This window comes from Bacillus sp. AMCV2 (genome assembly GCF_056033925.1).
The window spans coordinates 3285615-3298214 of the sequence record NZ_JBVYIB010000002.1 but is presented as its reverse complement, the minus strand read 5'-3'; the positions used below and the strand labels follow the sequence as shown (position 1 = coordinate 3298214).

Below are 12600 nucleotides of genomic sequence, written 5' to 3'. Positions count from 1 at the left end.
CTTATTTTAGAGAGCTGCTTTCTTTTGTTTTCGGCACATACCGAAAGACTTCCTCACTCTCAAAAAATTCAATCAACCTGCTCAGCCAATCATAGTAATGAAGCCATTCTTTTAATTCATTCAGCAGCTGATTGACTTTCTCTTCCGCTTCCGGGGTAAGCCCGTCCCTTTGTAAAAGATCACTCAGCTCCCGGTTTAATTTTTTATACAGCACTTTGTTTTTGCTCACGACCTTTGTCCAATTCGCCGCAAATAAAGAAATGAAGGTTTGATAATAATCCTGCTCGACGTCATAAAGGTCTTTTCGTACGCCTTTTTCAAACACCTTTTCGGCGATATTGGCATCGATCATTTCCCGGACAACCTGGCTCATCCGTGTTTTGCTCATGCCCGTTGCCTCAGAGAGCTCGCTTAAGGTCATTGGTTTTCGATTCATATAAATAATTCCGAGCACACGTCCGACAGTTGAAGGCATTCCAAACGTATGCATATTTTCGGCAATCTTCTCAATGAGATGCTCTTCAGCATGTTCAATGATGTCGAGAGCGGTTTTTTTCACAGCTGATCATCCCTTCAAATGGCAATTGATGGTGTCAATATATCATATTTCTTCCTGATGTTGAAAATAGCTGAATGCAGAGGAAGTGGGAGGTATCCGGCGTAATTGTAAGAACACCCTTTCCGTCTCGGTCATAACAATAAATAATCTATAAATAACATATAATTTCAACACATTGTAAACTTTTTATTTTACAAAGTTCAAACTATAATAAGGATTATACTTTTCAGAAAATTCAAAGGAAACCTGCGGAGGTGCACGGATTGCTGAAATTGGAACAAGTGTCAAAAGTATATAAAGGCGGCAAAAAAGCTGTGAACAGCATTGATTTAGATATTGCCAAAGGTGAATTTATCTGTTTTATCGGCCCGAGCGGCTGTGGAAAAACGACGACGATGAAGATGATCAACAGACTGATAGAACCATCGTCTGGAAGGATCTTTATCGACGGAGAAAATATTATGGAACAGGACCCGGTTGAGCTGAGGAGAAAAATCGGCTATGTAATTCAGCAGATTGGTTTGTTCCCCCATATGACCATCCAGCAGAACATCTCACTCGTACCAAAGCTGCTGAAATGGCCTGAGGAAAAACGGAAAGAACGGGCGCGCGAGCTGTTAAAGCTTGTGGATATGGGCCCAGAGTATTTAGACCGTTATCCGCATGAGCTCAGCGGCGGACAGCAGCAGAGAATCGGCGTGCTGCGCGCACTGGCAGCGGAACCCCCTCTCATTTTAATGGATGAACCGTTCGGAGCGCTTGATCCGATTACGCGTGATTCCCTTCAGGAAGAATTCAAAAAACTGCAGAGAACCTTAAACAAAACGATTGTGTTTGTAACCCACGATATGGATGAAGCGATTAAGCTTGCTGACAGGATTGTGATATTAAAAGCGGGAGAAATCGTTCAAGTCGGCACACCTGATGAGATTCTTCGAAACCCGGCAAATGAGTTTGTTGAAGAATTTATCGGGAAAGAGCGCCTGATTCAGTCAAGACCGGATATCGAGCGGGTAGAGCAAATGATGAACAGAACGCCGGTGACGGTATCTGCGGACAAAACGCTTTCTCAGGCGATTCAGCTGATGAGAGAAAAACGTGTTGACTCGCTGCTCGTTGTGGACCGGCAAAACGTGCTGAAGGGCTATGTTGATGTGGAAATGATTGATCAAAACCGCAAAAAAGCGAGCATCGTTGGCGACGTATACCGTTCAGATATATATACCGTTCAAAAAGGGGCGCTTCTTCGCGATACAGTCCGAAAAATTTTGAAGCAGGGGATCAAGTATGTTCCGGTGGTCGATGAACAGAACCATTTAGCAGGGATTGTGACAAGAGCGAGCCTCGTTGATATCGTATACGATTCCATTTGGGGCGACGAGGAAAATCAGCTCATGACGATCTGACCAGGGGAGGAGCTCTTTTAAGATGAATCAAATGATGACTTTTTTGCAAACGAACGGCGGAGAGCTGCTGTATAAAACAGGAGAGCATTTATATATTTCACTCATAGTCGTTGTATTGGGCATTATCGTTGCAGTGCCGCTCGGCGTTGCTCTTACCAGAATGAAAAAAGGCGCAGGTGCGGTAATCGGTTTCGTAAACATTGTGCAAACCCTCCCGAGTCTGGCGATTTTAGCCTTTTTTATTCCGCTTCTCGGTGTAGGAAAAGTGCCTGCGATTGTCGCTTTATTTTTCTATTCGGTGCTGCCGATCCTGCGCAATACGTATACCGGCATTAAAGGTGTAAATAAAAACCTCCTGGAATCGGGGAAAGGGATTGGCATGACCGGCTGGGAGCAGATTCGGCTCGTCGAAATCCCGCTGGCGATTCCCATCATCATGGCGGGGATCCGCACATCAACGATCTACCTAATTGGCTGGGCGACACTTGCGTCGTTTATCGGAGGAGGCGGCCTCGGGGACTATATTTTTATCGGCCTGAACCTATACCAGCCTGAATATATCATTGGCGGTGCCGTGCCTGTCACAATTCTGGCAATTATTATTGATTATGTGCTGGCTGTGACAGAACGAAAGGTGACGCCGAAAGGCTTGCAAGGGATGAAGGAAGTTTCGTAAGGAGTTGGCACTGTTGAAAATGACAAAAATCAAATGGCTTGGCGCGTTTGCTCTCGTCTTTGTCATGCTGCTAGGCGGCTGCTCTCTGCCGGGTCTAGGCGGCGCTTCTGACGATACGATCAAAATCGGGGCGCAGAGCATGACAGAATCAGAAATTGTAGCGAATATGATCGCGCAGCTTATTGAACACGATACAGATTTGAATACCGCTTTAGTGAAAAACCTCGGCTCAAACTATGTTCAGCACCAAGCGATGCTGGGCGGTGACATTGATATTTCAGCCACGCGCTATTCCGGAACAGATTTAACAAGCACCCTCGGCAAGGAAGCGGAGAAAGATCCGAAAAAAGCGCTGAACATTGTGCAGAATGAGTTTCAAAAGCGCTTTTCTTATAAATGGTTTGATTCCTACGGCTTTGATAACACATATGCCTTCACCGTAACAAAAAAATTTGCGGAAAAGGAGCATATTAACACCGTGTCCGACCTGAAAAAAAATGCCTCCCAATATAAATTAGGCGTCGACAATGCTTGGCTGAAACGAAAAGGCGACGGGTATAAAGGCTTTGTCAGCACATATGGCTTTGAATTCGGCACAACTTATCCAATGCAGATCGGGCTTGTCTATGACGCAGTCAAAAACGGGAAAATGGACGCCGTTCTGGCTTATTCAACGGATGGACGGATTAAAGCCTATGACTTGAAAATCTTAAAAGATGATAAGCGTTTCTTTCCGCCGTATGACTGTTCACCGGTGATTCCGGAAAAGGTGCTTAAGGCGCATCCGGAGCTTGAGGGTGTGATCAATAAGCTGATTGGGCAAATCGACACGGAAACGATGCAGGAACTTAATTATGAAGTGGATGGCAAGCTGAAGGAGCCGTCTGTCGTAGCAAAGGAATTTTTAGAGAAACATCATTATTTTGACTAAGAAAAGAGGTGGATCATATGGAAGTACTACAGCAGCTTGGCACATACTATTCGCAAAACGGCGGTTATGTGCTGCAGGAGTTTTGCCGCCATTTTCTGATGTCGGTGTACGGCGTTTTATTTGCCGCCATTGTTGGAATTCCGCTCGGCATCCTGATAGCCAGATACAGAAGATTAAGCGGATGGGTTTTTGCGGTCACGAACGTCATTCAGACCATCCCGGCTCTCGCCATGCTCGCCGTGCTGATGCTTGTCATGGGGCTGGGCGCTAATACGGTGATATTGTCATTATTTCTGTATTCTCTTCTGCCGATTATCAGAAATACGTATACTGGGATTATCAGTATTGAGCACGCCTATCTTGAATCCGGAAAAGCAATGGGGATGACAAAATTTCAAGTGCTGCGGATGGTCGAGCTTCCGCTTGCGCTTTCGGTCATAATGGCCGGCCTGCGCACCGCGCTTGTCATTGCCATCGGCATTACGGCCATCGGGACATTTGTCGGTGCTGGCGGTCTCGGGGATATCATCGTCAGGGGATCAAACGCCACAAACGGAACCGCGATTATATTAGCGGGAGCGATCCCCACAGCTCTGATGGCGGTGATTGCCGATTTGGTCATGGGTTGGCTTGAACGAGCGTTAAGCCCGATTAAAAAGAAGAAAGAAGAAAAACCTGGCAGGTGCCGCATAAGAAAAAACGCCTTGTAATGACAGGGCGTTTTTTACGGCTTTGGCACATATTTAAAAATTTCTTCACTCTCAAAAAACTCAATCAATCGCGCGAGCCAATTATAATAATCGAGCCATTCCTTTAATTCTTTCAGCAGTTCATTCACTTTTTCTTCCGCTTCAGGAGTAAGCTCTTCATCCAACACGCTAAGCAGCTCCCGATTGAGTTTTTTATGCATCATTTTGTTTTTGCTGACGACTTTGCTCCAGGTGGCTGAAAACAGCGTGATAAATGTTTGATAGTAGTCCTGCTCAACCTCATATAAATCTTTTCGGACGCCTTTTTCGAACACCTTCTCGGCAATGTTGGCATCAAGCATTTCCCGCACTACCTGGCTCATGCGTGTTTTACTCATGCCGGTGGCCTCAGATAATTCCGTAAGCGTCATCGGTTTTCGATTCATATAAATAATGCCCAGCACACGTCCGACGGTAGAGGGCATTCCAAATGCATGCATGTTTTCCGCGATTCTTTCTATAAAATGGTCCTCGGCTTGTTCAATGATCGTTAACGGATCTTTCTCCAACGGTTTCATCCTTTCAGCTAACAATTCCGATGTCAATATACCACATTTTTGATACGGCGAAAATGCTGTCAAAAGAGAATTTGGCAGGAAATTGGAGCAATAAGGAGATCAACACACGTCAATGCGGGTAAATCAGCGTTTACACATACTTTATAAATAATATGAACAAATTGTAAACTTTTTATTTTATAAACTTTATTCTATAATGGGAAGCATTCAATTGTCTGAAAAATTAAATTTAAACTGAACAAATTGAATAAACTTAATTTTGGAGGTGCGATGTTTGCTGACATTAGAAAATGTCTCGAAAACATACAAGGGCGGCAAAAAAGCCGTGAACAACGTAAATCTTAAGATTGCAAAAGGCGAATTTATCTGCTTTATCGGGCCGAGCGGCTGCGGAAAAACGACAACAATGAAAATGATTAACCGATTAATTGAGCCTTCCGCCGGAAAGATTTTCATTGACGGCGAAAACATCATGGACCAGGATCCTGTAGAGCTCAGGCGCAAAATTGGCTATGTGATTCAGCAGATCGGCCTGTTTCCCCATATGACCATTCAGCAGAATATCTCACTCGTCCCAAAACTGCTGAAATGGCCGGAGCAGCAGCGGAAAGAGCGGGCGCGTGAGCTTTTAAAATTGGTCGATATGGGGCCTGAATATGTAGACCGTTACCCTCATGAATTAAGCGGGGGGCAGCAGCAGCGAATTGGTGTATTACGGGCACTTGCCGCGGAGCCGCCGCTTATCTTAATGGATGAACCGTTTGGGGCACTCGACCCGATTACGAGGGATTCCCTCCAGGAAGAATTTAAAAAACTGCAAAAAACCTTACATAAAACCATCGTATTTGTTACCCACGATATGGATGAAGCGATTAAGCTGGCAGACCGGATTGTGATTTTAAAAGCGGGAGAAATCGTTCAAGTTGGAACGCCCGATGACATTTTAAGAAATCCGGCAGACGAATTTGTTGAGGAATTTATCGGCAAGGAGCGGCTGATTCAGTCATCCAGCCCGGATGTTGAACGGGTTGACCAGATTATGAACACACAGCCTGTAACGATCACCGCGGATAAAACGCTTTCTGAGGCCATTCAGCTGATGAGGCAGGAACGGGTCGATTCATTGCTGGTCGTCGATGACGAGCACGTTCTGCAAGGCTATGTCGATGTTGAAATCATTGATCAATGCCGGAAAAAGGCCAATCTCGTAAGTGAAGTTTTACATGAAGATATATACACAGTACTGGGCGGCACACTGCTGCGCGACACGGTCCGCAAAATTTTAAAACGAGGTGTCAAATATGTTCCCGTTGTGGATGAAGACCGACGCCTGATCGGAATTGTGACGAGGGCAAGTCTGGTCGACATCGTGTATGACTCCCTCTGGGGAGAAGAAAAGCAGCTCGCAGCATTGTCATAGGGAGGGACGATAAGTCATGCATCATATTGTTCAATTTTTGCAAACCAATGGGGGCGAGCTTCTTTATAAAACATACGAGCATATTACAATATCGCTCATTGCTGTGATCTTAGGCGTGCTGGTTGCCGTCCCCCTAGGGGTTGTGCTTACCAGAATGAAAAAAGGAGCCGGCACCATTATCGGCATTGTCAATATCATTCAGACGCTGCCGAGTCTGGCCATCCTCGCTTTTTTTATTCCGCTCCTTGGTGTAGGGAAGGTTCCGGCCATTGTGGCTTTGTTTTTCTATTCTGTATTGCCGATTCTTCGCAACACGTATACCGGCATTCGCGGCGTCAACAAAAATCTGCTCGAGTCTGGTAAAGGAATCGGAATGACGCCGGCTGAACAAGTCCGCTTGGTGGAGCTGCCGCTTGCCGCGCCAGTGATCATGGCGGGAATCAGGACATCGACGATTTACTTAATCGGCTGGGCCACGCTGGCTTCCTTTATCGGAGGCGGCGGATTGGGTGATTACATTTTTATCGGACTGAATTTATATCAGCCAGAATATATCATCGGGGGCGCGGTACCTGTCACGTTATTGGCAATTGTGATTGATTATGTGCTGGCAGTTGCTGAACGAAAACTGACACCTGCCGGCATGCAGAGATTGAAGGAATTGTCATAAGGAGGCGGCTCATGAAAAGAAAATATCTCAAATTAATGATAGGTTTAGCACTTGCGGCAACGCTGACGCTGAGCGGCTGTTCGCTTCCTGGTCTCAGCGCTGCTGCAGACCAGACCATTAAAATCGGCGCGCAAAGCATGAGCGAATCAGAAATCATCGCCAGCATGCTTGGCCAGTTGATCGAACACCATACTGATCTCAAAACAACAACAATTAAAAATCTTGGCTCCAACGCGGTGCAGCAGCAGGCTTTAATAAATGGTGAAATCGACATTGCGGCCACAAGATATACGGGAGACGCGCTGACAGGCACGCTGAGAATGCAACCTGAAAAAGATCCGGACAAAGCGCTGGCGCTTACTCAGCGGGAGTTTAAAAAAAGATATAATTTAAAGTGGTATGACTCCTACGGGTTTGATAATACATATGCCTTTACAGTCAGCAAGGAGCTGGCCGACCAATACCATTTAGAGACCGTATCAGACGTTAAAAAATGGGCGCCGCAATTAAAGCTGGGCGTTGATAACTATTGGATGAAGCTCAAAGGAAACGGCTATCAGGATTTTACGAAAACCTACGGCATGACATTCGGCGGCACGTATCCAATGCAGATCGGCCTTGTGTACGACGCGGTGAAAAGCGGAAAAATGGACATTGTGCTTGCGTATTCAACCGATGGAAGAATCAAGTCCTATGGTCTCAAAATGCTAAAGGATGATAAACAATTTTTCCCGCCGTACGACTGCTCTCCTGTTGTTCCGGAAAAGGTGCTCAAAGAACATCCTGAGCTTGAAGGCATCATCAAGAAAATGCTCGGAAAAATCGACACAGCCACGATGCAGGAGCTTAACTATGAAGTCGACGACAATCTCAAAGAACCGTCTGTCGTTGCCAAGGAATATTTAGAAAAACATCACTACTTCGAATCGTGAAAGGGGGAAGAGGTCAATGAACGTGCTTGAACAGTTAATGACGTATTACGCGCAGAATGGCAGTTACGTCATGGATGAATTCGGCCGCCACTTTCTCATGTCGGCTTACGGCGTATTGTTTGCCGCTGTCGTCGGGGTTCCGGCCGGAATCCTCATCGCGCATTTTCGCCGTTTGTCAGCCTGGGTGTTTGCAGTAACAAACGTTATTCAAACAATCCCGGCGCTCGCTATGCTGGCCGTCTTAATGCTTGTTATGGGGCTCGGCGCAAATACCGTGATTCTATCATTATTTCTGTATTCCCTGCTGCCGATTATTCGAAACACGTACACAGGCATTATCAGTATTGAGCATGCCTACTTAGAATCGGGAAAAGCAATGGGCATGACGAAATTCCAAGTGCTCAGAATGGTTGAGCTCCCGCTCGCACTTTCTGTCATTATGGCGGGCCTTCGCACGGCTCTCGTCATTGCCATTGGAATTACAGCGATCGGCACATTTGTCGGTGCCGGAGGCCTTGGGGACATGATCGTCCGCGGCTCAAACGCGACAAACGGAACTGCGATTATTCTAGCCGGCGCGATCCCGACTGCGGTGATGGCGGTAGGAGCTGATTTGCTTATGGCTTGGCTGGAGCGGACCTTGAAAGTGATATAGTAACTAGAGAAAGATAAAACATATGTAGAATTACAAAATTATATCTTCTTAATGTTAGGAGATATAATTTTTTTAACTAAAAATAGGAACAATAAGAAAATAGTTATGATACCAAAGATACAAAAAGTGATTTTTATTAATTCAGCATTATGTCTACGTTTAATTGCTTCTTCTAAGTCAAATATTCCGTAACCATATTCAAATCTTGATCCTTTGGAGTAGGCTGATTTTTTCACAGTGTTAATAATATCTTCATTAGTAATATTAAAATCTTCAAATTGAAATAGAAGAGCTAGTGCCCCACTTACATATGCATTAGAAACTGAAGTTCCGCTTGTTTTATAATAGTCACTATTAATTGAATAACTTTTTAAATTTTCTCCAGGGGCCATTATAGTTATTCCCTGCCCTTTACTTGAAGAAAATAAACGGTCATCATGTGAGTTTAATGCTCCCACTCCTATAACTTCATTAAATTTAGCTGGGTATGAAACAGTGTCTAGATTTGATATACCTTTATTGCCTACAGAAGAAGTAAGTATTATGCCTTTATTATAGGCTTTTTTTATGGCAGCATGAAGTTCTTTAGAATAAGAATCTCCACCTAAACTCATGGATATGATATCAACGTCATTTTTTATACTCCATTCAATCCCTTTTGTAATATTTGTATAATTCCCTTTAAGTTCTTTATTTAACACTTTAACAATGTATAGTTTTGCTTTCGGAGCAATGGCGTTAATTATACCGGTGTTATAAGTTCCATGTCCATTTAAGTCATTAACTGTGGTATTAGGCTCATTTACAAAAGATACGCTTTCTTCTATAGGAAGGAAATTCATTTTAGTGCTAATTCCTGAATCTAAAATCGCTATAGATACCCCTTCCCCATCTAACTTATACTTGTTTTTAATTTTTTGGATATCTTTAAATTGTTGTGATATATCATTAGAAGCTGCATTTAAGTTGTTACATGGGAATAAGGTGATAAAAATTATCATAAGCAAAAAGAATAAATAATTCGTGATATTAGGTCTTAACATTTATATCTCCTTTAATTATGAAAATTAACCAAAAAATAGTTGAAGGAAAAATTCAATGTGGTAATATATGCTTATCAATATATTATCTTAGGAGGAAGAAATGAACAAGAATGTAATTAAAAAAAGTAGAAAGTTAGTTTTTCTATTAACAGCATTTGTTATGTTTTTTACTGCTACAGGTACGGTTTTTGCTGAGCAAATCAATGATCAGAGCTTTAAAGACGTTACTGATTTAGAAAACAATACAACTTTATCAGATGAAGAATTGCTAAATCTAGACGTTTCGGATATGATTGATGATAAAAAAGTGGTAAACTATGTTGCAGATACCGAAAAAGAGATTACTGAACTAGAAGTCAAAAATACTGAATCGTTTTTAGAAAAGACAATCGATGAAAAAGATATCAAAATTGATGATGAAACGTTTGCTTACATAGATGAAATTAACCCTGAAATAGATACTAGTGTCATAGATCAAATGGATCAAGAAATAGATGAACAACAAAGTTCAGAAAAGGTAGAAGGTCAATGGTTAGGCCCAGCTGTCAGAGTATTAATAGCAATGTCTTCATCTATGTTTAAAAAATATGGTTTTAAATTTATAAAGGTTTCTTACCATTTAGGATTAAGAATGTATCAAAGAGGAATTTCACCTACCAATGTGTTTATGGCAGTAAAAAAGGGTAAAAAATATTATGATCCTAAATATAAATCAACCGTATATTACTATAAAGGTGTTGCAGTCGCGAGAAAAGGTAATACTTTAACTACTACTTATAAATCTGCGAAGCCTAAAAAACGTTGGAGATAGGGTGGTATCCCATGTATTCAAATTCGGCAATAACATATGATAAAGAAGCTGAGTTAGCTTATATTTATGTAATTCCTCCAATTAATCAACCATCTACAGTTGAGCTGACTGAGGATTTGGAAGTTAATGAAAATATTTCATTAGATATTAATAAGCAAAACTTAATAGTAGGTATGGAGATTTTCGGAGAATTAGCTAATGACATATCTAAATTAGCAGGTTCTAAAAAAATTTACAAAAAAACCGTTCGAAACAAAAAAGAAATTTATAGCTTTAGATTGTATGATTTGGAAACATCAAATTCGTTTGAATTTAATGGGATTTTATTCTGTTTTGCTGATGATAATTATGAAAAGTTTTTAGGTTACGATGTTATAGATATTGAGAAATATAAAGCAGAGTTATTAAATCAGTATACAATTTAGAACCTTTATTATGGACATATATACGCAGTGCATAATTTGCCCTCCTCGGCTAACCTCGACGAGGGTTTTTTTATTAAACAGATCCATCTTCTCATTAAGCTCCTTCACCAGCTGTTCAAGCTCTTCGGCATTTTCAAGCACTTGATCCATCGAGTGGGCGGATTGCTCGGTAATCGAAAATGTTTCTTCAATGCCGGAGGCAGAATTTTCAGATACAGAAGCGATATTTTCAATCGACTGGTTTGTTAACTGTTCAATCCATCCGTTACTTCCTTAATGCGGTCTGTCACGTGGGTGACGGATTGTTTGATATGCTGCATAGCCTGTCCGGTGTCTGTCAGATTTTCCGTTTCTGTTTTCCAAGTACTTAATAACATAAGAATTTTCTGAGCTGAGAAATCATTTTTCATTCGAAAAATAAAAACAGCTCCTTTTCTCGTTTCTGAGATCAGAGCTGTTTTAGTAATTAATTAAGAAAGAAAGGAAGGGTCAATCCATTCAGTCGCCCATTTAGAAATCTCACCTAAAATGGGTGCCAGTGCCTTTCCTTTATCAGTCAATGAATATTCGATGCGAACCGGAGTTTCAGGGATGACATCCCGCTTCACTACTCCTTCAAGCTCAAGTTCTTTCAGCCGTTCTGACAGAACTCTGCCGCTTAGATTTGGAAGTGCTGCTTCAATTTCGCTAAATCGCTGAGACCCGTTCAAGAGCTGAAATACGATTAAAGCGACCCAGCGTTTACTTAAGATGTCGACTGCTTTTTCAAATCTAGGACACATTTCTGATTGGTTCATACTTTTCACCTCGTCTGTCCCTATTATAACGCAAATAAAGAGGGAGGGTATGCAAGCGTGATTGATAAAATATAGAAAGAGAAACAGGGGATTATGAGGAAGAGTCGCGTTTTTTTGCTTCTGAAGACAAAAAATCGAAGTATTTGCTGAGATTTTCAATATCCTGCTTTGAGAGATGTTCCCATTTTTGACTATTGAAAATCGGGAGGTGCTCCGCTCCGCGAGTGACAGCCGTCTGGTAAATGTCATAAACGGATTGATAGCTTTCAGATGCTTCGCGGATTTCTTCAGGAAAGGCCTGAATATGACCTGCGGCGGCCATGAGGTTTTCGTACGGCACTTTCAGGACGGCTGCCAGTTTTTTAATCGTGGCGGGTTTTGGCGTCCCGCGTTTGCCGTTTTCAATTTTTGAAATGGTGGCCGAGCTGATGCCTGAGTACACCGCAAGCTGATTCACTGTCAGTTTGCGGGCGCGGCGCAGCTCCCGTAATTGCTGTCCGAACGGTGACATGGTCTATCGCCTCACATTTCTATCAAGAGTCAGTCATCAGCAGACCGTTTTTTGGCTTCGTCTGAAATAAACGAAAAATAATGATCCAGCATGAGCAAATCTTCTTTATTGAGATATTGCCACTTTTCGTTCTCAAGAAGCGCAAGGTTTTTCAGATCATAGGCCTCCGCTTTTTCAAGCAGCTTGCACTTCGTTTCATAAGGGGCCCTGGCTTCATGCACTTCTTCGATGTAACCAGCCTTGTACATAAGCCCCTCATAAGGAATTTTTAAGGCCTCTGCCAGTTTTTTGATGGTGGCAGGTTTGGGAACGCCCCGTTTTCCGTTTTCGATTCTGGAGATGCCGGCTGCGCTTACGCCTGAATAAGTCGCCAGCTGGTTGACTGTTAACTTTCTCTCTTCACGCAATGCCCGTAATTGTTCGCCAAAGCTTTCCATATATCTCACCCCGTCCCTCACTGTTACTCATATTTTAGTATGTTTATTGACTAAAGGGAA

16 protein-coding genes and 1 pseudogene are annotated in these 12600 nt (G+C 42.7%); 10 read left to right on the top strand and 7 right to left on the bottom strand.

What is annotated here, in order from left to right; genetic code table 11:
* Position 1 precedes the first annotated feature (1 nt).
* Positions 2-559, bottom strand: coding sequence for an opuC operon transcriptional regulator OpcR (gene opcR, locus AC0OMA_RS17160; RefSeq protein WP_003228345.1), 558 nt, complete (start codon positions 557-559; stop codon positions 2-4).
* A 263-nt stretch (positions 560-822) separates the two neighbouring features.
* On the opposite strand from opcR, the gene opuCA reads away from it, so the two are divergent.
* From opuCA to opuCD, 4 genes are read left to right on the top strand one after another with little or no spacing between them, the layout of a single operon-like run.
* Positions 823-1965, top strand: coding sequence for an osmoprotectant ABC transporter ATP-binding protein OpuCA (opuCA, locus tag AC0OMA_RS17155; protein WP_003243370.1), 1143 nt, complete (start codon positions 823-825; stop codon positions 1963-1965).
* Positions 1966-1987: 22 nt separating this feature from the next.
* Positions 1988-2641: a glycine betaine/carnitine/choline/choline sulfate ABC transporter permease OpuCB gene (gene opuCB / locus AC0OMA_RS17150; RefSeq protein WP_474222282.1), complete on the top strand. Its 654-nt coding sequence runs from the start codon at positions 1988-1990 to the stop codon at positions 2639-2641.
* A 19-nt stretch (positions 2642-2660) separates the two neighbouring features.
* A complete protein-coding gene (opuCC, locus tag AC0OMA_RS17145; RefSeq protein ID WP_015384655.1) occupies positions 2661-3572 on the top strand; it encodes an osmoprotectant ABC transporter substrate-binding lipoprotein OpuCC in 912 nt (303 codons plus the stop codon).
* A 17-nt stretch (positions 3573-3589) separates the two neighbouring features.
* Complete coding sequence (gene opuCD / locus AC0OMA_RS17140; protein WP_181220137.1) at positions 3590-4282, top strand: glycine betaine/carnitine/choline/choline sulfate ABC transporter permease OpuCD; 693 nt, start codon at positions 3590-3592, stop codon at positions 4280-4282.
* 14 nt (positions 4283-4296) lie between these two features.
* On the opposite strand, the gene AC0OMA_RS17135 is transcribed toward opuCD, so the two are convergent.
* Entirely contained in the window at positions 4297-4830 is a 534-nt protein-coding gene (locus AC0OMA_RS17135) for a GbsR/MarR family transcriptional regulator (protein WP_181220136.1), read from the bottom strand.
* A gap of 283 nt (positions 4831-5113) precedes the next feature.
* On the opposite strand from AC0OMA_RS17135, the gene opuBA reads away from it, so the two are divergent.
* From opuBA to opuBD, 4 genes are read left to right on the top strand one after another with little or no spacing between them, the layout of a single operon-like run.
* Positions 5114-6259 (top strand): choline ABC transporter ATP-binding protein OpuBA, encoded by a 1146-nt coding sequence (gene opuBA / locus AC0OMA_RS17130; RefSeq protein WP_063334665.1) that lies wholly within the window; start codon positions 5114-5116, stop codon positions 6257-6259.
* 16 nt (positions 6260-6275) lie between these two features.
* Positions 6276-6929 (top strand): choline ABC transporter permease OpuBB, encoded by a 654-nt coding sequence (gene opuBB / locus AC0OMA_RS17125; RefSeq protein WP_063334664.1) that lies wholly within the window; start codon positions 6276-6278, stop codon positions 6927-6929.
* 11 nt (positions 6930-6940) lie between these two features.
* Positions 6941-7861, top strand: coding sequence for a choline ABC transporter substrate-binding lipoprotein OpuBC (gene opuBC / locus AC0OMA_RS17120; RefSeq protein WP_474222281.1), 921 nt, complete (start codon positions 6941-6943; stop codon positions 7859-7861).
* Between the two features lie 16 nt (positions 7862-7877).
* Positions 7878-8516 (top strand): choline ABC transporter permease OpuBD, encoded by a 639-nt coding sequence (opuBD, locus tag AC0OMA_RS17115; RefSeq protein ID WP_327844808.1) that lies wholly within the window; start codon positions 7878-7880, stop codon positions 8514-8516.
* 38 nt (positions 8517-8554) lie between these two features.
* Here opuBD and AC0OMA_RS17110 read toward each other — a convergent pair whose 3' ends face one another.
* Entirely contained in the window at positions 8555-9559 is a 1005-nt protein-coding gene (locus tag AC0OMA_RS17110; protein WP_015384650.1) for a S8 family serine peptidase, read from the bottom strand.
* Positions 9560-9659: 100 nt separating this feature from the next.
* Here AC0OMA_RS17110 and AC0OMA_RS17105 point away from each other — a divergent pair, with 100 nt between their 5' ends.
* Positions 9660-10370, top strand: coding sequence for a hypothetical protein (locus AC0OMA_RS17105; protein WP_015483697.1), 711 nt, complete (start codon positions 9660-9662; stop codon positions 10368-10370).
* Positions 10371-10381: 11 nt separating this feature from the next.
* Positions 10382-10795, top strand: coding sequence for a DUF2283 domain-containing protein (locus AC0OMA_RS17100; protein WP_015483696.1), 414 nt, complete (start codon positions 10382-10384; stop codon positions 10793-10795).
* A 75-nt stretch (positions 10796-10870) separates the two neighbouring features.
* On the opposite strand, the pseudogene AC0OMA_RS17095 reads toward AC0OMA_RS17100, so the two are convergent.
* The 4 genes and pseudogenes from AC0OMA_RS17095 to rghR form a co-directional block, all read right to left on the bottom strand.
* A pseudogene (locus AC0OMA_RS17095) lies at positions 10871-11145 on the bottom strand (methyl-accepting transducer); the annotation flags it as partial.
* 120 nt (positions 11146-11265) lie between these two features.
* Entirely contained in the window at positions 11266-11592 is a 327-nt protein-coding gene (gene catR / locus AC0OMA_RS17090; RefSeq protein ID WP_024572576.1) for a catDE operon transcriptional regulator CatR, read from the bottom strand.
* Between the two features lie 91 nt (positions 11593-11683).
* On the bottom strand, positions 11684-12103 hold the full coding sequence (locus AC0OMA_RS17085; protein ID WP_181220133.1) for a helix-turn-helix domain-containing protein: 420 nt from the start codon (positions 12101-12103) through the stop codon (positions 11684-11686).
* 29 nt (positions 12104-12132) lie between these two features.
* Positions 12133-12540 carry a transcriptional repressor RghR gene (gene rghR / locus AC0OMA_RS17080; RefSeq protein ID WP_003220034.1) on the bottom strand — a complete coding sequence of 136 codons (408 nt, stop codon included), beginning with the start codon at positions 12538-12540 and terminating at the stop codon, positions 12133-12135.
* Between the last annotated feature and the right edge of the window lie 60 nt (positions 12541-12600).